Origin of the sequence: Dyella sp., from assembly GCF_051954575.1 — a bacterium.
In the GTDB taxonomy this organism is placed as follows: Bacteria; Pseudomonadota; Gammaproteobacteria; order Xanthomonadales; family Rhodanobacteraceae; genus Dyella_B.
Genome location: NZ_JBQCHP010000097.1, coordinates 1 through 22561, shown reverse-complemented (window position 1 = coordinate 22561; position 22561 = coordinate 1). Strand labels below are relative to the sequence as shown.

Genomic DNA, 22561 nt, shown 5'->3' with positions numbered 1-22561 from the left:
ACCAGCAAAGGCGCGACGGGCTATGACCTCACGCGCTTGCTGATCGGATCGGAAGGCACGCTTGCGCTGATCACGCAAGCCACGCTCAAGCTCACGCCGAAGCCTTCCGGCTTGCGCACGCTGCGCGCCACATACCGCGATGTAAGCAGCGCCGCGCATGCGGTGGCGCGCATCATGGCGCAGCCGGTGACGCCGTGCGCATTGGAATTCATTGACGATGTCGCACTGAAGCTTGCGCGCGATCATGGCGGCGGCGACGTGCCGCTGGCAGGTGCGATGTTGATGATCGAAGTGGATGGCGAGCCCGACACCTTACCCTCTGCCGTCGACGCTGTTTCCCACGCCGCACGTGGAGAAGGCCTGGAAGATTTGCGCATCGCCCACACCGCCGAGGAAACCCAGGCCTTATGGTCGGCACGCAAAGCCCTGTCACCGGCACAACGCACCATCTCGCCCAACAAGATCAACGAAGATGTGGTCGTACCGGTCAGCCGACTGCCTGAGCTGGTGAACGGCATTCGTGAACTTTCGCGCAAGCATGATGTGCTGATCGTGACCTTCGGCCACGCCGGCAACGGCAACCTGCACGTAAACCTGCTGCCGCGTGACGATGCCGAGCGTGAACGCGCCCACGCGTGCCTCGCCGACGTGTTCGCCATGGTAATCGCGCTGCAAGGCACGCTTTCCGGCGAGCACGGCATTGGCCTGGTCAAGCGCGAATTCATGCCGCTGGCGCTGGAGCCCGCCGCACTCGAACTGATGCGCAACGTGAAAGCCGCCTTCGACCCGGACGGCATCATGAATCCGGGCAAATTGCTGCCGTGACGAAAAGAAACGCATTTCAGGCGCTGCTTGCCGACATCCGTGCATGCCGCCTGTGCGAAGCGCAGTTGCAGGACGGAGCGCGTCCCGTACTGCAAGCCAGCGCATCCTCGCGCCTGCTGATCGTCAGCCAGGCGCCCGGGCGCAAGGTTCACGCGACCGGCATTCCATTCAATGACGTCAGCGGTGATCGGTTACGCGATTGGCTCGGTGTGGATCGCGATACGTTCTACGACGCAAAGCGCATCGCGATCGTGCCGATGGGTTTCTGCTTTCCAGGCAGCGGCCGTGGTGGCGATCTGCCGCCACGGCCCGAGTGTGCGCCAACCTGGCATCCACGACTGCTGCCGCTGTTGAAGCAGGTGCGGCTGACGCTAGCGATCGGGCAATACGCGCAGGCCGGCCTGTTGGGCGAAACGCGTGGCGCTTCGCTTACCGAGACCATGCTGTCGTGGCGCGAGCATCTGGCGCGCGGCGTATTGCCGTTGCCGCATCCCAGTCCGCGCAACCGTTTGTGGCTAAAGCGCAACCCGTGGTTCGAGGCGGAGCTGATTCCTGTGTTGCGCAATGAAGTATCTCGCGCGTTGCTTCCGTAGGTTGGGATGAACTCCCAGCTTCGATGCAATGAACGCTGGGATTGCATCCCAGCCTACGCATTACACGGCGCGTCGCGAGAAGATCAGGTGCAAGCCGAACAACATGAACACCGCACCGGCGCAACCATCGATCCAGCGGCTGATACGCAAATAGCCACGGCGCATGACCGGCAACGCAAAACATCCCGCCACGAATGAAAACCACAGGAAGGTCTCGGCGACCACCATCGCCCATAGCCCCCAGCGCGCGGCCGATGACACGCCCGTGCCCACGAAGGCGGAGAAGATGCTGCCGAAATAAATCACCACTTTCGGATTGGCAAGGTTGGTGAACAAGCCGTTGCGCAGCGAACGCCAGGCACCGGCAAACACCTGCACGGGTTCCGCCGCCGGGCTCTGCGCTGGCTTGACCAACGCGCCGCGCAGCATTTTCAGGCCCATCCAGCACAGGTAAAGGCCGCCGCACACGGCAATCAGCCGCTCCAGCCAGAGCAGTCGATGCAATAGCAGCTGCAGGCCCAGCAGCGCCAGCGCCGCCCACATCGCCACGCCGAGCGTGATGCCGGCCACGCCCGCCATCGCCTCATGCCGCGAGCGGCTGACCGCCGTCTGCGAAACGAAGAAGAAATCCGGCCCCGGGCTCATCAGGGCGATGATCTGGACGATCGCAATGGTGATGAACAGGCTCATGGGTCGCTCCGGCGAACTGGACGGAGTTTAGCGGCATCGTCCGGCCGGCCACAGCTGCCGCGGCGAACCTTGCCCGCCGGGCCGCGCTTCCTCTACGCTGCGAAAGCATCGGGCGCGACAGCGCCTGGACGTTACAAACGACGCCTCCCGTCATCCGGCGAAGGCCGGAATCCAGTTCAAATACGTTGTGCGAAGCACGCCAGGCAAGATTCGGTGCGCTTCGCGCGCGTGCCAGACTGGATTCCGGCCTTCGCCGGAATGACGGTAAGGTACCGACAAGCATGACCGATGATGCGGGGCACCCGCGCATTACAGGGGAAAAACAATACCCATGAGCCTGAAGCTGCGACTCATCGCGATGAACTTCCTGCAGTACTTCATCTGGGGCGCGTGGCTGATCACCATCGGCGCGTACTGGTTCCAGAACCGGCATTGGTCGGGCGCGCAGTTCGGCGCGATCTTTTCCACCATGGGCCTGGCCTCGTTGTTCATGCCCTCGATCCTGGGCGTCGTTGCGGACAAATGGATCCGCGCCGAGCGCCTGTATGGCTGCTTGCACATTGCCGGCGCCGCTGTGCTGTGCGTGGTGCCGACCATCGATCACCCCGGCACGCTGTTCTGGGTGATGCTGCTGAACATGATGTGCTACATGCCCACCATCTCGCTGGCGATCACGGTGGCCTACAACGCGCTCAAGCGCGACGGCGCGGACGTGGTGCGCGTGTATCCGCCGATTCGCGTATGGGGCACGGTCGGTTTTATCGCCGCAATGTGGATGGTGAGCCTGCTGCACCTGGAAACCACCACGGGCCAGTTCTATGTGGCGGCGGGCGCGTCGCTGCTGCTGGGCATTTACGCCTTTACCCTACCGCCTTGCCCGCCCCGTCTGCGCGGCGTGGATCACCGCAGCTGGCTGGATGCGCTCGGCCTTACTTCGTTTGCGCTGTTCAAGCAGACCAAGATGGCGGTGTTCTTCATCTTTGCGATGTTGCTCGGCGCGGCGCTGCAATTGACCAATGCCTATGGCGACACGTTCTTGCATGATTTCGCGCACGTGGATGCGTACAAGGACCTGATCGCGGTGCGTTATCCCGCCATCATCATGTCGATTTCGCAGGTGTCGGAAACGCTGTTCATCCTGGCCATTCCGTTCTTCCTCAAGCGTTTCGGCATCAAGACGGTGATGCTGATCAGCATGCTGGCGTGGACGCTGCGCTTCGGCCTGTTCGCGTTCGGCGATCCGGGCAACGGCCTGTGGATGATCGTGCTGTCGTGCATCGTCTACGGCATGGCGTTCGACTTCTTCAACATCTCCGGCTCGCTGTTCGTGGAAGGCCAGAGCGATCCGGCCATCCGCGCCAGCGCGCAAGGCCTGTTCATGCTGATGACCAATGGCATCGGCGCCGTGCTGGGCAGCTCGATCAGCGGCCTGGTGATCGACGCCTATTTTACCCGGCCCGATCACTCGCTGGACTGGCACGGCATCTGGCTTACGTTCGCGGCCTATTCGCTGGTGGTGGCAGTGCTGTTCGTGTTCTTGTTCAAGCACAAGCACGCGCCCGAAGCGATTGAGGGCGTGCCCGCGCATTGACCGTAGGTCAGGGTACAAACCCCAACAGGGCCATCTACCTCGCGTTGGGGTTAGCACCCCAACCTACGGGCATTACAATAGCTGGATGCAGATCGGCCCCTACCGCATCGACCCGCCCGTGGTGCTCGCGCCCATGGCCGGGGTCACCGACAAGCCTTTCCGCCTGCTGTGCAAACGGCTGGGCGCGGGCTTGGCCGTGTCGGAAATGACCACCGCCGATCCGCGCCTGTGGCAGACGCGCAAGTCGCTTAAGCGCATGGATCACGATGGCGAGCCCGAGCCAGTCAGCGTGCAGATCGCCGGTTACGATCCGGCGATGCTCGCCGAAGCCGCGCGCTTCAACGTGGCGCATGGCGCGCAGCTGATCGATATCAACATGGGTTGCCCGGCGAAGAAGGTGTGCAACGTATGGTCGGGCTCGGCGCTGCTGCAGGACGAGCCGCTGGTAGCACGCATCGTAAAAGCCGTGGTGGATGCCGTGGATGTGCCGGTCACGCTGAAGATCCGCACCGGATGGGATCGCGAGCACAAGAATGCGCTCAGCATCGCCCGCATTGCCGAAGACAATGGCATCGCCGCTTTGGCCGTGCATGGCCGCACGCGCGCCGACAAATACGAAGGCGAAGCCGAATACGAAACGATTGCAGCGGTGAAGGCGGCGGTGCGCATTCCAGTACTGGCCAATGGCGACATCACCACGCCGCAACAGGCCAGGCACGTGCTTGAAGTGACGCGCGCCGACGCGGTGATGATCGGGCGCGGCGCGCAAGGCCGTCCGTGGATCTTTCGCGAGATCGCGCATTACCTCGCCACCGGCAAACTATTGCCCGAGCCGTCGCCGCAAGAAGTGGCGGACATCATGCTCGGCCATCTTGAACATCTGCATACGTTCTACGGCGAACAGGCCGGTGTGCGTATCGCGCGCAAGCATCTTGGCTGGTACGCGAAGGACCGCCCGGAAAACGCGGCGTTTCGCAACGTAGTCAATCGAGCCGAAAGCGCGCACGAACAAATTCGCCTCACGCGCACGTATTTCCAGGCCCTGCAGGAAAGCTGGCGCATCGCCGCCTGAACACCTTCCCTCTTCTGCGCAGCGGTCTGACAGCGGGAATGCCGCCAGCCGAGCTGCCGGCTTTTTTTGTTTTCAGGGCGCGCTTGCACACGCGCGCGGCGCCGGGCTGGAGTAACGTGTACCTTGCGATCGTTCCGTCATCCAACTCGTTGCGCGGGCGCAGCCATGAACAGCATCGCCACCGGTGATTTTCCCTATATCCACGGCTTTTCCGAAGACGAGCAATCGCGCCTGGTTCGCCAGGCGCGCATGTTCGAAAGCACCTTGTTCAGCCATATCGACTACAGCGGCGCGACCCGCCTGCTGGAGGTGGGTTGCGGCGTGGGCGCGCAGACGGAAATCCTGCTGCGGCGTTTTCCGGATCTGCACGTCACCGGTATCGACCGCTCGCCCACCCAACTGGCCGCGGCCGAACAGCATCTTTCCGGCAAAGCCTGGTGCGCATCGCGCTTTGCGTTGCGCCAGGCCGATGCGGCCGACCTGCCCTTTGCCGATCGCAGTTTCGACGCGGCCTATTTGTGCTGGGTGCTGGAGCATGTTCCGAGCCCCGCGCGCGTGCTCAGTGAAGTGCGTCGCGTGCTTGCGCCGGGTGCGGTCATCTACATCACCGAGGTGCTCAATTCCTCCTTCTTTCTCGATCCGTATTCGCCCAACCTCTTGCGCTACTGGATGGCCTTCAACGATCACCAGTACGACAGCGGCGGCGATCCCTTCATCGGCGCCAAGCTCGGCAACCTGCTGCTGGCCGGCGGCTACCGCGACGTGCAGACCGAAGTGAAGAACGTGCACCTGGACAACCGCCAACCGGGACGGCGCAAGCAGATGATCGAGTTCTGGGAAGAATTGCTGCTGTCCGCCGCGGAGCAGCTGATCGGAACCGGCAAGACCGACGCGGCTACGGTGGAAGGCATGCGCAACGAGTTGCAGGCGGTGCGCAACGATCCCAATGCGGTGTTCTTCTTTGCCTTCGTGCAGGCGCGCGCCAACGTCTATTAACCGCTGCCGCAAACCCTTGCGGGTGCGATGCAGGCATCATGCGTGGATCGCCTTTCGCGGTCGCGTCATGCCCGATCCCTCTCATCGCCGTCCGTTGAGCCTCATGTTTCGCGCCTTGCTGCTGGGCGCGGCCCTGTTGCTCAGCGGCTGCGAAGCCAGCCTGTTCGCCGGCCTGAACGCCACCGACCGGCGCGCCGGCATCGAAACGCAGCGCGGCATCGTGTTCGACGCCGCGCATGATCTGAAACTGGACATCTATCGCCCCGTCGGCGTGGTGCATGCGCCGTTGGTGGTGTTTTTCTACGGTGGCAGCTGGGTGCGCGGCGAACGGGCGTGGTACCGCTTCGTGGGCACCGCGTTGGCGTCGCGCGGCGTGGTGGTGGTGATTCCGGATTACCGCAAGTATCCGCAGGTAAAGATGGATGGATTCATGCAGGACGCGGCGCGCGCGGTGGCGTGGGCCTACCGGCACGCGCAAGCCGAGGGCGGCGCACCGGACGATGTGTTCGTAATGGGCCATTCGGCCGGCGGGCAGATCGGCGCCCTGCTGGTGACCGATCCTTCCTGGCTGGCGCCGTATGATTTGCGTCCGGGCCAGCTGGCGGGTTTTATCGGCCTGGCCGGCTGCTACGACTTCATGCCGATCCCCGCCAACGAGAAAGACATGCTCGGCATGTTCGGACGCGATGCGATCGCTCAGGCCCGCGCGCAGCCGGTGCGTTTCGTGCACGGCGCCGAGCCGCCGATGCTGCTGTTGCAGGGCCAGGCCGATCGCGAAGTGGCGCCGGCCAACGCGCTGTCCCTGGCCCGTGTGCTGCAGGCGCGGCACGACGCCGTCAGCTTGCGCCTGTATGCGGGCGTGAGCCATAACGCGCTGGTGTTCGCCCTGTCCCGGCCGTTCCGCGCCGAGGCGCCCACGCTCCAGGATGTGCTGCGCTTTATCCACGAGCATCCGGCGGCCGCACCCGCCCATGGCCGTTTGGACGTCCATTCGCCGCCGCCGGCCTGAACCTGCCCTTCACCCGTCATACGGATATGCCAGACTGGGCGGTGAAACCCGGAGGGAGTGCGTGTATCATGCGCAGTTCCCCTTTCCATCTCTTTATCCGTAAAGAAGGATATAAGCCACGATGAGCAACTACCTCTTCACCTCCGAATCGGTCTCCGAAGGCCATCCGGACAAGGTCGCCGACCAGATCTCCGACGCCGTGCTCGACGCGATCCTCGCCCAGGATCAGCGCGCTCGCGTGGCCTGCGAAACCATGGTGAAGACCGGCGTGGCCATCGTCGCCGGCGAAATCACCACCAGCGCGTGGATCGACCTGGAAGCGCTCACCCGCAAGGTGATCATGGACATCGGCTACAACTCCAGCGACGTCGGCTTCGACGGCGAGACCTGCGGCGTGCTGAACCTGATCGGCAAGCAGTCGCCCGACATCAACCAGGGCGTGGACCGCAAGAAGCCCGAGGAACAGGGTGCCGGCGACCAGGGCCTGATGTTCGGCTACGCCACCAACGAAACCAAGGATTTCATGCCGGCGGCGATCTATTACTCGCACCGCCTGGTGGAACAGCAGGCCAAGGTCCGCAAGAAGAAGAACTCGCCCCTGCCGTGGCTGCGCCCGGACGCCAAGAGCCAGGTCACCCTGCGCTATGAAGACGGCGTGGCCACCGCGATCGACGCCGTGGTGCTGTCTACCCAGCACGACACGAGCGTGAAGCAGAAGGATCTGATCGAAGCCGTGCGCGAGCACATCTTGAAGCCCGTGCTGCCGGCCAAGCTGCTGCACAAGAACACCAAGTTCCACATCAACCCGACCGGCAAGTTCGTGATCGGCGGCCCGGTGGGCGACTGCGGCCTGACCGGCCGCAAGATCATCGTCGACACCTACGGCGGCTGGGCTCGTCACGGCGGCGGCGCGTTCTCCGGCAAGGATCCGTCCAAGGTGGACCGTTCGGCCGCCTACGCCGCGCGCTACGTGGCCAAGAACATCGTGGCCGCCGGCATCGCCGACCGCTGCGAAGTGCAAGTGAGCTACGCCATCGGCGTGGCCGAGCCCACCTCGATCTCGGTCACCACCTTCGGCACCGGCAAGATCGGCGACGACAAGATCGAAAAGCTGATCCGCAAGCACTTCGACCTGCGCCCCTACGGCATCATCAAGATGCTGGACCTGGTGCACCCGATGTACCAGCAGACCGCCAGCTACGGCCACTTCGGCCGCACGCCATACGAAGTGAAGGGCCCGGACGGCAAGACCTTCACCGCGTTTTCCTGGGAGAAGACGGACAAGGCCGAAGCGCTGCGCGCGGATGCCAAGCTCAAGTAAGCCCGAGCGCTTCGATCCAAACAAAAACCCCGCGGCATGCCGCGGGGTTTTTTCTTGTACGTGCGATGCCAGTGTCGAGTACCGGCGCCGCTTTATTGTTGCTTAGTCTTTATTGTCCGCCGAAGAAGCCAGCATCACCTTCTTGCTCTTGCGATGGACCAGCCGGGTGCCGGACTTGGAATGGGACTTGGCCACCCGCGGGCAGCTCTTGCCGCGATGCGCCGTACAGCTGCGCGACGCGCGGCGATGGGCCGGAGCGGTTTCGTCGGCCTCGGCCGTGCCGATCGGCGACAAAGCCGCCAGCACGCGGTGCGCCCTGCTCGGCATACCGGCCTGGGCGACCAGTGTATCTGGCGTCACCTGGTGATCGAAGCCGTCATCCAGCAGGCGCGCCATCAAGTTGTCGCGCGCCGAGGCGCTGCGGCCACCCAGCACCACGGCGAACAGGCGACGGCCGTCGCGCACCGCGGTGGAGGCCAGGTTGAAGCCGGAGGCGTCGGTGAAACCGGTTTTCAGGCCGTCCATGCCCGGATAGCGATCCATCAGGTTGTTGTGGCCGCGGATGAGCTGGCCGCGGAACACGAATTCCTCGGTCGAGAAATAGTGCGCGTACTGGGGAAAATCACGGTACAGCGCGATGGCGAGCCTGGCCATGTCGCGCGCCGTGGAAGTGTTGTTCGGGTCCGGCAAGCCGCTGGCATTGGCGAAATGCGTGGCGCTCATGCCGAGCAGTGCGGCCTGGGCCGTCATCATGTCGGCGAAATGCCCTTCGCTGCCGCCGAGGCTTTCGGCGATGACACTGGCGGCGTCGTTGGCCGACTTGGTCACCATGCCGAGGATGCAGTCGTTCACCGAAATGGTCTGGCCGTTGCGCAGGCCGAGCTTGGTCGGCGCGCGGGACGCGGCCCAGCTGGATACGGGCAGATCCTGGTCCACCTTCAGCTTGCCGTTCTGCAGCGCCTGGAAGGTGAGGTACAGGGTCATCATCTTGGTGAGCGAGGCCGGATAGTTCTGCTCGTCCGCATTGACCGCGTTGAGCACTTCGCCGGTGGCCGGATCGATCACGATGGCGGCATAGCCCGCGTGCGCGACGCCGGCGAAACCGGCAAGACCGAACAGGCACAGCAACGCAGCGAACAGACTCCATAGCCGATTCGGCAACGGCACTGGCTGAATGGATTGAATGATCGCCACGGCCTCTAAACTCCCAGCACCGCGGAACTGCCCCCGCGTGGTGCAACCTTAATGCATGGCGACTGTGATTGCCAGAGGAAACACTTTAATCGGCCATGCTAAGTACATGTTTTTGTAAATTTTAACATCCGCTCGCGGCGTAAAATTTCGTTATGTCGCCGTGACGGCGACACCTCAGTAACGGTATCGCCATCATGCGCCAGTTCCTTTAGCGATGGCTTTCCATCGCCACGAATGAGGAAAGCAAGGAGCGAGCCAGTAGAATGCCGCCATGCCTCTGATCCAACTTCAGCGCGTCGACTTCAGCGTCGGCGGCCCTCTTCTGCTCGAACACGTCGATCTGACCGTCGACGCCAACGAGCGCGTGTGCATCGTCGGTCGCAACGGCGAAGGCAAATCCACCCTCATGAAATTGATCGCCGGGGAATTGCAGCCCGACGACGGTGAAGTGCGCGTGCAAAACGGCGTCGTCGTCGCACGCATGGCGCAGGAAGTGCCGCAAGCCACCGCCGGCAGCGTGTTCGATGTCGTCGCCGACGGTTTGGGCGATCTCGGCCATCTGCTGGCGCGCTACCACCATCTGCTCGCCGAAGGCGATTTCGATGCGCTGGGCGAGGTGCAGAACCAGATCGAAGCGCAGCACGGCTGGGACCTGGATCGCCGCGTCAGCGACGTGCTAGAAAAACTTGAGCTTCCTGCGGACACTGATTTCGCTGCGCTCTCCGGCGGCATGAAGCGCCGCGTATTGCTTGCGCAAGCGCTGGTGCGCAAGCCTGGCGTGCTGCTGCTGGACGAACCGACCAATCACCTGGATATCGAGGCGATCGGCTGGCTCGAAGGATTCCTCAAGCAGTTCGACGGCAGCATCGTATTCATCACCCATGACCGCAGCTTCCTGCGCGCACTCGCCACGCGCATCGTCGAAATCGATCGCGGCCAGCTCACCAGTTGGCCCGGCGATTACGACAACTACCTGCGCCGCCGCGAAGAACGCCTGCATGCCGAAGCGCAGGCGAACGCCTTGTTCGACAAGAAACTGGCGCAGGAAGAAGTATGGATTCGCCAGGGCATCAAGGCGCGCCGCACGCGCAACGAAGGCCGCGTACGCGCCTTGAAGGCGTTGCGTCGCGAACGTGCCGAGCGGCGCGAACTGGGCGGCAACGCGAAGATGTCGCTGGCCAATGCGCAGGCGTCCGGCAAGAAGGTGATCGAACTGCAGCACGTGCATCAGGCGTATGGCGATCGCGTGCTGATTGATGATCTCAGCACCACCATCATGCGTGGCGATCGCATCGGCATCATCGGTCCCAATGGCGCCGGCAAGAGCACGCTGCTGAAAATCCTGCTCGGCCAATTGAAGCCGCAGCGCGGCGAGGTTTCGCTCGGCACCGGCCTGGAAATCGCCTATTTCGACCAGCATCGCGCGCAGCTCAACGACAGCCTGAACGCGCTGGACAACGTGGCCGAAGGCCGCGAGTACATCGAGCTCAACGGCCAGCGCAAGCACATCATCGGTTATCTGCAGGATTTCCTGTTCTCGCCCGAACGCGCCCGCGCGCCGATCACACGTCTCTCAGGCGGTGAACGCAATCGCCTGCTATTGGCCAAACTGTTTGCGCAGCCGTCCAACCTCCTGGTGATGGACGAACCGACCAACGACCTCGACGTCGAAACGCTGGAACTGCTGGAAGAACTGCTGACCGAATACAAGGGCACCCTGCTGCTGGTGTCGCATGACCGAGAATTCCTCGACAACGTGGTGTCCGGCACGCTGGTGCTGGAAGGCGACGGCAGGGTCGGCGAATACGTGGGCGGTTATAGCGATTGGCTGCGGCAGAAACCGGCTGGGCTCGTCGCTGTTGAAGCAACAGCACCGGTGGCGAAGAAGGTGGAAACGCCAGCCGCTGCGCCCAGCAGCGAAAAGCCGAAGCGCAAGCTCAGCTACAAGGACGCACGCGAGCTGGAGCAACTGCCCGCACGCATCGAACAGCTCGAAGCGGAAGTGGCCAAGCATGCCGAGGCGATGAACGATCCGTCGTTCTACCAGCAGGACAACGCTGCCATTCAGCGCGCAAACGATGCATTGGCGAAGATGCAGGCGGAGCTGGAAATGGCTTATGCGCGTTGGGCCGAGCTGGAAGGCTAGTCCAGAGGCGCTCGTACAGCGCGTGATCTTCAGCCTGCCTTATCGTCATTCCGGCGAAGGCCGGAATCCAGTCAAAAATAACGTGCGAAGCACACGATATAAAAATTTTTGTGTGCTTCGCACGATGTATTCAAACTGGATTCCGGCGTTCGCCGGAATGACGACAATGCAAGTTGGAGTTGCGGCTACCGAAATTTTTAAAGTCGCTGGGCCCCGACTTTCGCCGGGGCGACGATATTTCAAGGCAGCGCCATTGGAATTAATGCTGCGAACCACTCCCCATCGCATCATCCTTTTTCATCATCCCGCCATCCTTGCCGTCCTTGGACATCCCATCTTTCGCCATATGATCCTTGGACATCGTATGCATCTTCATCGCATCGTGCCCCATCGCGCCTTTCTTCATGCCATCGTGCGCCTTGGCGGTCGGGATCGTCTGGTCATGGCCCATCGAGTCCGGAACCTTCCCATTATCTTGCGCAAGCACGCTGCCCGCGCCAAAAACCAGACACATGCCAAGCACGATGGAATTTACGTTTTTCATGGCTAACTCCTAGCTAGGTTGGAGTGGAAAAATGCGCACGGCTGCTACCGTGCGCGGTGAGAACCAAAAACGCGTCATTGAAGATCCGTGGTGAGGTAAGCAAAAACAGTCCTGGGTTGCGGCCATTGGAAAAAGCCGGGCGTGTATTGGGTCGTCCATTCCTTGGCCGCCAGAATGTTCTGGATCTGCAGGCGAAGGCTGCTGTTCTTGCCGAAGGCCGTGAATTGATATCGCCCGCCGAGATTCACCCGCGTCACCGCAGGTGCATAAACACCGTTGTCGATGCTCGCCGGCGCGGCGCCGAAATGGGTGGCCGATACATCCAGCGATGCGGCCGGCAGCCACCAAAGGACGTAATTGACGTTGGCCACGTATGTCAGCAGCGGTTGGCCGACGGCAACGGAGCCGACCTGCTCGGCGGCCAGGTTCGGCCCGAGAATGCTGACCCTGCCATCGAGTACGCCGATATTGACGTGCAGGTATTTGAACAACTCGCCCGCAATGGAAAGCTCGACACCTTTGGCGCGCTGCACGCCAAGCTCCCGGTCGACGTTGTTGGCATCCAGATTGAAGTATGGTTTCTGGAGTTCGAAAACGCCTGCTGTGATCTTGAACTTGGGCGTCACGGCATAACGTATGCCCGCATCGATTTGCCAGGTCTTGGATGCGGGAAGCACCGCGTCACTGTTCCGGGCGGAGTTGGGCGCGGCGCCGGAATTCTCGAGCCCCTGGGTATATCCGGCATAGGCTGTCCATTGCGGAGCGAGCGCAACGGCGACGTTGCTGTAAACGCGAGGCGTATGCGCGGACACATTCGATTCCGGCGTTCCGGGTGCGCTGACCGTCTCGCGATAGTTTTCGTCCTGGATGCCCAGTTCGAATTCGGCACGCTGACGCCAATCAACATGATACGCCGAGCCCACGCTCCACAGCTTGGCACGATCATCCGTGCGCGCCGAATAGATGAAGTCCGGCTTCGGCAACTGGACCAGCGTGCTGATCGCAGCCTGGCCCTCATCGATGACATCCTCGCCGCCGTAACGCGCCTTAGTGTCGCGCCCACGCGCCATGAAGGTCAGCTGCTCGCGCCAATCGCTCCTGGTGAATACGCCCGACAGGCGCAGCTCGCCGGAGTTGGAAGCGGTGTCCTGATCGGGATAGCCCACCACCAGATGCCTGGATTGGCCATTCGCTTGGATGTCGGTATACAGATCCGCATAGCTGATGGGGTAATCGCTGATGGAACGAAAGACACCCGCCTTCAGCAGCCACGTCCTGGTCAACTGCGCAGAGGCGATGGCGCCCAGATTCATCGTCAGGTTGCGGCCTTTGGCCCAGTTTTGGCCGAAGTAGTTGTTGGATATGGAGGACGGCGGAAAATCGCCGGCCGTGAAGAACAGCGGAAACGTTTTTGCGGCGTTCGTTTGCTGCCAATCGACGATCGCGCGCAGCGTGATCCGGTCGTTCGGCGACCACAGCGGCGTTGCACCAATGCTCGTTACATTCGACGTGTAGCCAGGATAGGGGCCGTAAGACGAGGTCTGCGTGCTGACTTGCGTGCTCACGCCCATCGGCAGGACGAGCTCGTTCCCCATCAAGGGCAGGCTGCCATCGACACTGACACCGCGTGCCTCATAGGGGCCGACCTTGGCAATGATCGTCCCGCGGGGCGTGTCGCCTTCGGCATGGCGGAGGTCGTAATCCACGATGCCGGTCGGTGCAGGAAAGCCATAGCCGATTTCACTCACGCCGACCTTGATGGTCGAACCCTCGATAACACGCTCTGACAAGGCACCTTGTTGATCGAAGTAAAGACCGTCGATGCGCACATTGCCTGCGGCTTGTGGATTGAATCCGCGCACCAGGCCAGGGCTGTAGATGCCCACTGATTCCAGTCCGAGCTTCAATCCGTACGCGTCATCGGCGGAAGAGACGGGATTGTCGGCGGCGTGCTGGGCGTTGGCTGTGGCCGTATGGACGACCACGACGGCTGTGACTGCAGCAGAGAACGCCCGGCTCTTCGTGGTTGTGGCGCGCATAGTGTCCCGCTTTGGGTTCGAGCACCAGACATGCTGATGTTGCGCAAACGAGTGTATGGGCGCGGGCGGGGTCTACATACACCGTTTGCTGCAGTGGAGTGGCCGTTTGCTGCAAAGAGGATGCTGAGAGCGGGAGCGATAGGGTGCTGTGAAAATTGCTACTACCTCATCGTCATTCCGGCGGAGGCCGGAATCCATGCTTCGTACTGGCCGTGGATTCCGGCCTTCGCCCACTGCTGCCCAGGGAAAATTTTCGCACGGCTTGCAGAAATAGCTAAAACGTTCGTCATCCCAGCGAAAGCTGGGAGAAGTGACTTGCATAGCGTAAAAGACACTGGATTCCAGCTTTCGCTGGAATGACGAATCGGTAGCGTGATTTGCAAGGCAAAAAATTGCCTTTGCCGGAATGACGGCGAGGTGATTTAAAAGATCGCGCTCAGTGCAGATATCTTTTGATTTTGCTGAGCCATCGAACCATTGGCTCCGACTTCATATTGAGCGTCACTCCGAGGGCGCCTTTATCCCCACGAGCGACGCAATCCGCTCAAGATCTTCAGTCCTGGTCGGGTTATAAACCACCATGCTCAAATCAGGCCGGCCATCCACTGCAAAAACCGAATACTCAAAAGCGATCGTACCCAGCACGGCATGTTGCATCTGCTTGATGCGTTCGCCGTGCGGGCCTTGCACATCGTTCTCGCGCCACATCGTTCTGAACTCCGGGCTGAGTCGGCTCAGTTCCTCGACCAGGGCTTCCACCTCGTGGACGGCGCCGGCGCGGGTGGCATCCACGCGAAATGCGCCCAACACGAACCGCGCCACGCTTTCCCAGGATGGCGATGCGCGGGTGCGCGGATCGAGAAAGATAAAGCGAAGAATATTCCGCTGTTCCGGTGGCAGCGCGTCGTAATCCATGATCATCGCCGTGGCGGCGCGATTCCAGCCGACCACGTACCACGTGGCGGTCCTGATGATGGCGGGGGTTGGGTCCAACGCGTCCAGCACGCGCTGCAGCCGCGGCGTGACGCCATCCTTTTTTTGATAGCGCACTTCCGGCGGGCGACCCAAGCCGAGCAAAAACAGATGTTCGCGTTCGATCTCGGTCAGCATCAACGCATGCGCAATGCGATCGAGCACATCGGCCGATGGCGCACCGCCGCGACCTTGTTCGAGCCATGTGTACCAGGTGGGACTGATATTCGCGCGTTGCGCCACTTCTTCGCGGCGCAAGCCTGGCGTGCGCCGACGCTCCAATGGAAAACCCAGTGCGGCCGGATCCAGTTTCATGCGGCGGGTCTGCAGATAATGGCCGAGTTGATTTTCGTGCCTGGTTTTTGCGTCCATCCTATTAGCCTTTATAACAGGATAATTTCACTACTTTACTAGCATAAACCCAGCATGGAGAGTTGTCTGCGGAAACACTCTGGAGATTGGGTTATGCGCATATTCGTCACAGGAGCCACTGGTTTTATCGGCATGCCGCTGGTCAAGGAATTGATCGGGGCAGGCCATCAGGTAGTCGGCCTTTGCCGCTCGGATGACAGGGCGGCGGCGCTGGCGGCGGCCGGCGCCGAGGTCCTTCACGGATCGCTCGATGACATCGACAGCCTCAAGGCGGGCGCCGCCCAGGCGGACGGCGTCATCCATTTGGCCTTCAAGCACGACTTCTCGAATTTCGCGGCCAACTGCGAGCACGATCGCCGTGTCGTGCTCGCGCTCGGTTCTGTCCTGAAAGGCTCCGATCGTCCGTTGATCGTGACCTCCGGAACCGGCTTGGCGAACACCGCCCCCGGCGAACCGGCCACGGAAGACAACGCGACGCTCGGCGCCGATATCATTCCACGCGGCGCATCGGAAGAAGCCGCCGCTGCGGTGGCTGCTGAAGGCGTCAATGTATCGGTGATGCGGCTGCCGCAAGTCCACGATCCAGTAAGGCAGGGCCTTATCAGCTATGCCATTACGATATTTCGTGAGAAGGGCGCCTGTGCCTATATCGGAGAGGGGTACAACCGCTGGCCGGCCGCGCACGTTCTGGATGTGGCCCGTCTCTACCGGCTGGCGATCGAGAAAGCCGAACCGAACGCGAAGTATCACGCGGTTGCGGAAGAGGGCGTAGCGCTGCGCGACATTGCGCAAACGCTTGGTGCGCGCCTGAACCTGCCGGTCAAATCCATCACGCCCGAGGAAGCGCAGAGCTTTTTCGGATGGCTCGCCATGTTCGCCGGGCGCGATTCACCCGCATCCAGCGAACAGACGCGGAAGCAACTCGGATGGCAGCCGACCGGGCCAGGATTGATCGCCGACCTCGAGCAGCTGCAAGTTGCTTAGAAACGATCAGTGGCCCGACGCGTGGCGGCGGAAATTCCCGGACCAATCCATCCGCGCCGATCGGAACTCCGCCGTCACCTCGTTGCGCGAACGCGGATGGATCACAATCTCTCCGCCGACCAGCTCGTCGCAGAAGCGCCCGCCCCGCGGCGTCTCGATGGCGTAGCGGCTGGTGTGCGGATCCCCGTGCACGAGATGAGCATGCAGGACGCACATATGGGGCTCATGCACCTGCGCGATCAAGCGACGTGGCGCAAAGCGGATATCGGTCTGAACCCCATGAGGGCCGCGCGCATGGAGGACGCCCTTGAAAACAGGCGCCGGCGTGTGCGGGGCGGACAGGGCCGTGAAGCTGGTCCCGAGCAGCAGGGCTGCGAGCCATGCTTTCCACTTGGGGCGGCTGGTTGCCTGGGAAATCGGGGGCAGGGCGTCCATCGGTGCATCTCAAGAAATACGGCGGGCGATTAGAACATTCTGGCGTCGCATGTGTTGAGATGCGGGTAGCATCGTGCCGTGCGCTGGTGAAGTTGTCGCGCCGCAGGTTTGCGGCGGATGTCGGGTTGATTAAGGCAACACCGATCACGAGTGCGCTTTGCCGGAGAGGGTGAACGGACGTCTTGAGTCCGATCACCGTGAGCAGGGCGGCCGCCGCCGAAGCAGGCGCCGCCCTCCGTCATCACTTGCTTGGTGCCGTCGAATATCAGTTTTCGAGCACGCCAAGATCGATGGCATTCGCCATCGCCTGGTAGCCAACGTCGTTGGGATGCAAATGATCGCCGCTGTCGTAAGCGGGCAACAGGGCGGTGGGGTTGGACGGATCGCGCACGACCTGGTCGAAATCGAGTACGCCGTCGGCGCCATTGTTCGCCGAGCGCACGAAGGCGTTCACGGCTTCGCGCTTCATTTCCCCTGCGGTGTCGTAATAGGAGGCGCCGTTGTAAGGGGTGATGGTTCCCAGGTAAATCTTGATTCCGCTGGCTTTCGCCTGGGCGATGGTCGCCTGCATGGCTGCGATGATCTGGTCGGCGGAAACGTTCTGCTGCGGAATTTGCTCGCCGATGCCGATGTCGTTGATGCCCAGCAGGATCATCACATGGGTAGCACCCGAGATGCCGGCCACATCATGGGCGAAGCGTTTCACGCCAGCGGGGCCGACGCCGTCGTAGATCCAGCGGTTGCCGGCGATGGCGGCGTTGACCACGCTCGCGCGGCCCAGGTCTTCCGCGTCGGCCTGCACGCGATTGTCGAGATAGTTGGGCCAGCGGTGGTTGGTGCTGGGGGTCGAACCGTATCCGTCGGTGATCGAATCGCCGAATGCCACCACCACCTTGTACGGATGCGTCGCCAGATCGGATCCATCGAATGTCGAAGCGTCAACCTCGCTCAGCCAGTAGTACATGGTGGTCGCCGTGGCATTGCCCATCACCGAGGCGCCTGCCTGGTCGCCGGGCGCCAGGTAATTGGTTTGCATGCCGATTGTGTGAGTGGTAACGACGGGCGTGTTCAGCGGCACGTAAAGGGTGATCGCCAGATCCGATTGCGTCGGCACCGGCAGATAGACCGGATCGCTCCATCGTTCCTCGCCGGCAGCAAGCGTTACGGCGCCCATGCCGCCGAACCGGAGCGTGCGATTGGTGGTGGGATCGATGCCGCCATTGCCCGTGCTGCGCGCGACCCGCGCTTCGCCGAACGTGACAGGAGCGGTTCCGAACAGATTGGACAGCTTGATGCGAATCAGGCTGCCACCATGCGAGGTGTGGACAATCTGGCGGATCGATTGATTGGAGATCGCCTGCGGCGGAACGGTAATGCCGGGGAAAAGGATGTTGTAGTTCTGCGGCGCTGCATACCAGGTGGCGAACCACGGTGGTTGCACGCAGGCTGCCGACAAAAGCATGACCAGCGCCAAGACGGCGATGACTTTTCCGAACAAGTAAAAAGTGCCAGTGCCTCTTTGGGATACGCGGTTACTCATAACCATTTCTCCTTTATGTTGGCTTGCACGTGTATTGCTGGACGGTTCGGCTCAAGTAGCTTGGACAGCAAGTGACACGCCGCCCGGACGGGCGGACACGCAAAAAACGCCTGGTGAATTCGTTGTGAAAGCTGCTGCCAAGGCGTTGCCGCGCGCCTGGATTTCAGCCCTCGTAGCAATCACCTTCCCCGCAGGGCAGGAGTGAAGCTCATGTGTAGCGACGCAGCGGCAACCCCGCGCATTGGAATCGCAAATCGTTACTGCATAACCCGCGGGGACGCCGCATCGTCATGACATCGGCGTCGACTAGAAAGAGCCAATTGAACGAAAAATCGCAAAGCCAATTGTGCTGAGCGAGCGCTGGTCAAATGGATGGATCAGTTGCGAAAAAAATTCTCTATACCCAGGGAAAACCCTAACTTGTCATCCGCTTTTATGCGGCGGATGCTCGGCACCTTGATTAAAAGCCGCTCAAGGCTTGCGGCAACCCCGCCGCCATCGTCACTTCGCTACTGCCGCGTGTGCTGTCGGCAGTTGTCGCCCATGGCTCACGGAGGCCCAGCATGACTGTCAATGCGATCGGAAGCAGCGGCCATATTCTCCCGCTGCCGCCGGATAACTCCTTGCCGACCTACCTGGTGCAGTCCGGAGATTCCTTGCAGAGCATTGCCGACGCGCACCATACCACCGTGCAAGTGCTGGCCCAGCTCAATCATCTGGACCTGCAACATCCGCACGCGGTGGTGATCCAGCCTGGGCAGTGTTTGCAACTGCCGCCGCCAACGGAAGTGGACCAGCCATCGGACGACCCGGTTGTTCAGGCACTCAACAATTACGAACAGGTGGCAGCCAGTACACGCAACAGCCAGATCATTGCCGCGCACGCGCATCAAGACCCAGGTGATCCGGGTCTGCAATTGAATTTGGATCGGGCGCAAACACAACTCGACCAGGCGTTGGAGTTTCAGGCTGCAGCCCATCAGCGCGCGGGTGCTGCAGTGGATCCGAACGAGATCAACAGTCTCGTGCAGCACTATGGCGGACTCGCGCCGTTTGCCAACAACAGTTCTGTGCAGAGCGGGCTGAGTAATGCTGCAAGCGGCTTGAATGCGCCAGAGGCCAATGCGGTCGACAAGATTTTCAGCCAGGTTACCGCGCCCACCACCGACAGCAACGCGCGTGAAACGCAGTTTGCCAACGCCTTGGCCGGACAGCCGGCAGAGGTAGTGGACGCAGTGCGTAACGACCCACGCTATCAGCCCCTGGTGAATCAGTTTGCCGATGCGGCCGTAGGTAGCAGCGGCAGCCTGCCGGTTAACCGTGATCAGCCGACGGTGGCGGCATGGGACAATCAGGCCCAGCAAAACCTGTCCAGCCTGGCCGACATGTTGAATGGCCGGACAGGCATCTCCAGCGGCCTGCCGCCGAGCATTGCCGCAGACATCATCAAGCTGCCACAGACGCAGACGCTGATCTCCAATGTGCTTACAAGCAACCAGCTCTTGGGGTCGCCTGGCAGCGTAGCCAGCCAACAAGCACTGGGGCGCACGCTGCCCGGCAGTTTCCAGTCGATGTCCCGCATTGCCGATTCGCTGGGCGCCAATACGCCGGCGGCCAATCAATTTACTCAGCAAGTGTCGGGTCAAATAATCGGCGTTTTGCAGGCCGCTAACGTGCCGCCAAGCGCTTACTCGCGCGATCTTGATGTGCAACACCAGCTCGGCGCGTCGCCGACCGGTATGGGTACACAAGCCTCTCCCGCGCTGGCCATCGCTATCGCCCAGCAAATGCAGGCCAACGGCGACGGCAAAGATGCGCAGGGGATGATCGGCGATGTGTGTTCTGCGGTGAACAACGTTGCGACGTCGAGCGGCAGTTACACCACCAGCGTCACTCAGGCGTTGAGCGACTACCAGACCAAGACGGCGGATCTCAATTGGCTGGTCGCCAATCTGGGCGGCGGCGCGACGCCCGCGCAGCTCAACACGGCTGTGCAGAACTATATTACCAAGCAGGGACCTGCCTGGCAGGCCGCGTATAAACAGGATCAACAGACCCTGCAAAATTCGGCTCGATTCCTTGCCAATGACATAGTCCAGCTGCAGAGCCTGCCAGATAGCCTGAAGACTGCTCAGGTGAATTCAACCTTGAAGAGCCTGGCCGGAAACAAATCGATTCAGCAGGCACTTGGCTTTGCTTTGCAGAACGATCCGGTCTCGATTCTCGGAAAAAGCGGTTCGCAGGCCAATCCGCTGTTGCAGTTCTTCAAGCTGGATAGCGGCAGCGCCAAGCTCGCCACTGCAGTAACGCAAACCTACATCCAAACGCAGTTCCAGCCTGCTTTGCTCAAAAGTTTGTCGGGGCTTGCACCAGGCACGCCGCAATACAGCCAGGCATTGCATGGCAATCTGGAGAATTTCGTGCAGCAACACCCGGCCATGGCCAGCCTGGTCGGTATCGACGAGAACAGCATCAGTAATCTCTCGAACATGTTCGCGCCAAAGACGCCCGACGAAGATCTGAAAACCACGGTCTCCAGCAACCTCAAGCAGTTCGCCAATAGCTCCCAGCCTATGCTCAAGAGCATGGCTCTACTGATCGGCACCAACGGTTTGTTCAAAGCACTCAAGACATCGGTGAACGACCCGAGTGCAGGCAATATCTTCAGCGCTTGCACCACGGCACTTGGGTATACCCAGAGTGCCGCCAGCGTTGCCCTGCTATTCAACAGCAAAATCAGCTCGGACAATCCATTTGTTGCCTTTGGTAAAGGCAACTCCGATTGGGGCAAGCTGAGCAGCAAGCTGCTCAATGCCGTAGGCGTGTTCACTAATCTGCAAAGCCTGGGTTCGGATATCAGTGGTGGGAATACCGTAGGCCTGGTCGGTGTGAGCCTGAACCTGGCCGCGAGCGGTGTTCAATCCGATGCCGCGAAAGATGCGGTGAAAAGTACAGTGACCAAGTGGGGGCTGGAAAGCATCGGGGCCGATAGTGCTGCCAGTTTCCTGGACCCGATGGCCGGTGCCTTGATGTGGGGATCGACCTTGATTTCCGCAGGACAAATGCTGTTCACCGAAGGCCCGCACCCGCCGAGCAGCGCCGACCAGCTGAGCTTCCTCAAAGACCTCGGTTATGGCGGGCTTAGCCAGAATGCCTTATGGGATCTGGTTCAGCAGACCAGCAACAACACGCCCTCCGGCGCACCGGGCAGCAGTCCGCTGATGTTGTTGACCAAGTATGCGCAGGACAAGGGCTACGACCTGCAGGACCCGAGCCAGCGCAACGCGTTCGTCAACTGGGTGAATCAGCTGGCTGCAACGCCGGATTCAAACAATGCGATCGGTGCCGTCGGTCCTGCCGGGCAGCCCGTCAATCAGTTGGCGACATTGGCGAAGAACCTCGACGCGGAACTGGATTACACCAAGGGTGACGTCAGCAGCTTTGCGCCTGCCGATCCTGGCAGCGATCGGAATTTCGGCAATGTCATGGGTCAAACGGGGCGTGTGCAGGATCTCATCAGCTCCCGCGGGCCCAACGGCATTAGCTATGATCCGTCCTCCGGCAGCAGCCCGCTCATCACGGCTGATCTTGGCCCCGGCGATGCCGGCGTGATTGCGCCGCAATCCGCGGTCCAGATCGATCAGTTGCTGAAAGTCCTTGGAGCAAGCGGATTACCTGCGCCGCCGTCATCCACTGGATGAGTGCAGGCACTTGGCCCAAGCCTTACCCCAATCAGAGAGACGCAAAGATCGACATGGTGTTCCGCAAATCGTTTCGCGTTTTTGGCGCCGCCCTTTGCATCGCCGCATTTCATGCAAGCGCACAGGAGAGTGCCGAGTTCAGTACGTGCCTGGATCAAGCCGCCGGCGCTTCCGAAAAAATGTTGGAGTGCCATAAAGCTGAAGTCGGCAGATGGGATCTGCGATTGAATGCGGCCTATCAGATGCTTCTGCATCGATACAAGGACAAGCAGCGGGCTCAATTGCAACAGGAACAGCGAGCGTGGCTTAAGCATCATTTGAGCGAAGCCCACCGCTTGGCTGCCCAGCCGGAGGATATCGGAGACGCTGCATTCCTGGAGTCGGAGAGCTTTGAGTTGGATGACTTGATCAAGCGAACGTTGGCGCTCGAGAAGCTCGTCAACCAGAAATGATCTGCGGCTCTCACTGCGACGGGTCGTGAAGTCTCGGCGCCAACAGCGCCGACGATATGCCGGCATCCTGCAGATGCATCGGCAG

The 22561-nt window shown here is 61.3% G+C and carries 18 protein-coding genes and 1 pseudogene; 11 read left to right on the top strand and 8 right to left on the bottom strand.

The window, feature by feature from the left end:
- The coding region (locus ACTHNE_RS13855; RefSeq protein ID WP_440269562.1) for an FAD-binding oxidoreductase at positions 1 to 825 on the top strand (825 nt) is incomplete at its 5' end.
- Complete coding sequence (locus ACTHNE_RS13850) at positions 822 to 1418, top strand: uracil-DNA glycosylase family protein (RefSeq protein WP_324937486.1); 597 nt, start codon at positions 822 to 824, stop codon at positions 1416 to 1418. The genes ACTHNE_RS13855 and ACTHNE_RS13850, both read left to right, overlap by 4 nt.
- 60 nt (positions 1419 to 1478) lie before the next feature.
- Here ACTHNE_RS13850 and rhtC read toward each other — a convergent pair whose 3' ends face one another.
- Positions 1479 to 2108, bottom strand: a complete 630-nt coding sequence (gene rhtC / locus ACTHNE_RS13845) for a threonine export protein RhtC (RefSeq protein ID WP_324937484.1) — start codon at positions 2106 to 2108, stop codon at positions 1479 to 1481.
- 331 nt (positions 2109 to 2439) lie between these two features.
- On the opposite strand from rhtC, the gene ACTHNE_RS13840 reads away from it, so the two are divergent.
- The 5 genes from ACTHNE_RS13840 (at position 2440) to metK (ending at position 8097) form a co-directional block, all read left to right on the top strand.
- On the top strand, positions 2440 to 3699 hold the full coding sequence (locus tag ACTHNE_RS13840; protein ID WP_324937482.1) for a nucleoside permease: 1260 nt from the start codon (positions 2440 to 2442) through the stop codon (positions 3697 to 3699).
- A gap of 85 nt (positions 3700 to 3784) precedes the next feature.
- The gene (gene dusB / locus ACTHNE_RS13835) at positions 3785 to 4771 is read left to right on the top strand and encodes a tRNA dihydrouridine synthase DusB (protein WP_440269561.1); all 987 of its coding nucleotides are present in this window, start codon (positions 3785 to 3787) and stop codon (positions 4769 to 4771) included.
- A gap of 165 nt (positions 4772 to 4936) precedes the next feature.
- A complete protein-coding gene (locus ACTHNE_RS13830) occupies positions 4937 to 5767 on the top strand; it encodes a class I SAM-dependent methyltransferase (RefSeq protein ID WP_324937478.1) in 831 nt (276 codons plus the stop codon).
- A gap of 67 nt (positions 5768 to 5834) precedes the next feature.
- Positions 5835 to 6776: an alpha/beta hydrolase gene (locus ACTHNE_RS13825; RefSeq protein WP_324937476.1), complete on the top strand. Its 942-nt coding sequence runs from the start codon at positions 5835 to 5837 to the stop codon at positions 6774 to 6776.
- 121 nt (positions 6777 to 6897) lie between these two features.
- Complete coding sequence (gene metK, locus ACTHNE_RS13820; protein ID WP_324937475.1) at positions 6898 to 8097, top strand: methionine adenosyltransferase; 1200 nt, start codon at positions 6898 to 6900, stop codon at positions 8095 to 8097.
- A gap of 102 nt (positions 8098 to 8199) precedes the next feature.
- On the opposite strand, the gene ACTHNE_RS13815 is transcribed toward metK, so the two are convergent.
- The gene (locus tag ACTHNE_RS13815) at positions 8200 to 9291 is read right to left on the bottom strand and encodes a D-alanyl-D-alanine carboxypeptidase family protein (protein WP_440269560.1); all 1092 of its coding nucleotides are present in this window, start codon (positions 9289 to 9291) and stop codon (positions 8200 to 8202) included.
- Positions 9292 to 9562: 271 nt separating this feature from the next.
- Here ACTHNE_RS13815 and ACTHNE_RS13810 point away from each other — a divergent pair, with 271 nt between their 5' ends.
- The gene (locus ACTHNE_RS13810; protein WP_324937472.1) at positions 9563 to 11437 is read left to right on the top strand and encodes an ATP-binding cassette domain-containing protein; all 1875 of its coding nucleotides are present in this window, start codon (positions 9563 to 9565) and stop codon (positions 11435 to 11437) included.
- Between the two features lie 259 nt (positions 11438 to 11696).
- Here the strand turns inward: ACTHNE_RS13810 and ACTHNE_RS13805 are convergent, their stop codons facing one another.
- From ACTHNE_RS13805 to ACTHNE_RS13790, 4 genes and pseudogenes are all read right to left on the bottom strand, one after another.
- Positions 11697 to 11981, bottom strand: coding sequence for a pentapeptide MXKDX repeat protein (locus ACTHNE_RS13805; RefSeq protein ID WP_440269559.1), 285 nt, complete (start codon positions 11979 to 11981; stop codon positions 11697 to 11699).
- Between the two features lie 74 nt (positions 11982 to 12055).
- A complete protein-coding gene (locus tag ACTHNE_RS13800) occupies positions 12056 to 13966 on the bottom strand; it encodes a hypothetical protein (RefSeq protein ID WP_440269558.1) in 1911 nt (636 codons plus the stop codon).
- Between the two features lie 555 nt (positions 13967 to 14521).
- Positions 14522 to 15130, bottom strand: a complete 609-nt coding sequence (locus ACTHNE_RS13795; protein ID WP_440269563.1) for an MmyB family transcriptional regulator — start codon at positions 15128 to 15130, stop codon at positions 14522 to 14524.
- Positions 15131 to 15160: 30 nt separating this feature from the next.
- Positions 15161 to 15307, bottom strand: a pseudogene (locus ACTHNE_RS13790) (helix-turn-helix domain-containing protein); the annotation flags it as partial.
- Between the two features lie 150 nt (positions 15308 to 15457).
- Between ACTHNE_RS13790 and ACTHNE_RS13785 the strand changes: the two are divergent.
- On the top strand, positions 15458 to 16348 hold the full coding sequence (locus ACTHNE_RS13785) for an SDR family oxidoreductase (RefSeq protein WP_324942067.1): 891 nt from the start codon (positions 15458 to 15460) through the stop codon (positions 16346 to 16348).
- 6 nt (positions 16349 to 16354) lie between these two features.
- Here ACTHNE_RS13785 and ACTHNE_RS13780 read toward each other — a convergent pair whose 3' ends face one another.
- Positions 16355 to 16783 carry a hypothetical protein gene (locus ACTHNE_RS13780; RefSeq protein ID WP_324942069.1) on the bottom strand — a complete coding sequence of 143 codons (429 nt, stop codon included), beginning with the start codon at positions 16781 to 16783 and terminating at the stop codon, positions 16355 to 16357.
- Positions 16784 to 17048: 265 nt separating this feature from the next.
- Entirely contained in the window at positions 17049 to 18245 is a 1197-nt protein-coding gene (locus tag ACTHNE_RS13775) for an SGNH/GDSL hydrolase family protein (protein ID WP_324942071.1), read from the bottom strand.
- A gap of 641 nt (positions 18246 to 18886) precedes the next feature.
- Between ACTHNE_RS13775 and ACTHNE_RS13770 the strand changes: the two genes are divergently transcribed.
- On the top strand, positions 18887 to 22024 hold the full coding sequence (locus ACTHNE_RS13770) for a LysM peptidoglycan-binding domain-containing protein (RefSeq protein ID WP_440269557.1): 3138 nt from the start codon (positions 18887 to 18889) through the stop codon (positions 22022 to 22024).
- A complete protein-coding gene (locus tag ACTHNE_RS13765; RefSeq protein ID WP_440269556.1) occupies positions 22021 to 22476 on the top strand; it encodes a lysozyme inhibitor LprI family protein in 456 nt (151 codons plus the stop codon). The genes ACTHNE_RS13770 and ACTHNE_RS13765 overlap by 4 nt, the downstream gene beginning before the upstream one ends.
- The last annotated feature ends 85 nt before the right edge of the window (positions 22477 to 22561 follow it).

What these genes read in the sequence shown, in the direction of transcription:
- rhtC (WP_324937484.1), bottom strand. Translation starts at nt 2,108, where the DNA reads ATGAGCCTGTTCATCACCATTGCGATCGTCCAGATCATCGCCCTGATG.
- ACTHNE_RS13840 (WP_324937482.1), top strand. Translation starts at nt 2,440, where the DNA reads ATGAGCCTGAAGCTGCGACTCATCGCGATGAACTTCCTGCAGTACTTC.
- dusB (WP_440269561.1), top strand. Translation starts at nt 3,785, where the DNA reads ATGCAGATCGGCCCCTACCGCATCGACCCGCCCGTGGTGCTCGCGCCC.
- ACTHNE_RS13830 (WP_324937478.1), top strand. Translation starts at nt 4,937, where the DNA reads ATGAACAGCATCGCCACCGGTGATTTTCCCTATATCCACGGCTTTTCC.
- ACTHNE_RS13825 (WP_324937476.1), top strand. Translation starts at nt 5,835, where the DNA reads ATGCCCGATCCCTCTCATCGCCGTCCGTTGAGCCTCATGTTTCGCGCC.
- metK (WP_324937475.1), top strand. Translation starts at nt 6,898, where the DNA reads ATGAGCAACTACCTCTTCACCTCCGAATCGGTCTCCGAAGGCCATCCG.
- ACTHNE_RS13810 (WP_324937472.1), top strand. Translation starts at nt 9,563, where the DNA reads ATGCCTCTGATCCAACTTCAGCGCGTCGACTTCAGCGTCGGCGGCCCT.
- ACTHNE_RS13805 (WP_440269559.1), bottom strand. Translation starts at nt 11,981, where the DNA reads ATGAAAAACGTAAATTCCATCGTGCTTGGCATGTGTCTGGTTTTTGGC.
- ACTHNE_RS13795 (WP_440269563.1), bottom strand. Translation starts at nt 15,130, where the DNA reads ATGCTGACCGAGATCGAACGCGAACATCTGTTTTTGCTCGGCTTGGGT.
- ACTHNE_RS13785 (WP_324942067.1), top strand. Translation starts at nt 15,458, where the DNA reads ATGCGCATATTCGTCACAGGAGCCACTGGTTTTATCGGCATGCCGCTG.
- ACTHNE_RS13780 (WP_324942069.1), bottom strand. Translation starts at nt 16,783, where the DNA reads ATGGACGCCCTGCCCCCGATTTCCCAGGCAACCAGCCGCCCCAAGTGG.
- ACTHNE_RS13775 (WP_324942071.1), bottom strand. Translation starts at nt 18,245, where the DNA reads ATGCTTTTGTCGGCAGCCTGCGTGCAACCACCGTGGTTCGCCACCTGG.
- ACTHNE_RS13770 (WP_440269557.1), top strand. Translation starts at nt 18,887, where the DNA reads ATGACTGTCAATGCGATCGGAAGCAGCGGCCATATTCTCCCGCTGCCG.
- ACTHNE_RS13765 (WP_440269556.1), top strand. Translation starts at nt 22,021, where the DNA reads ATGAGTGCAGGCACTTGGCCCAAGCCTTACCCCAATCAGAGAGACGCA.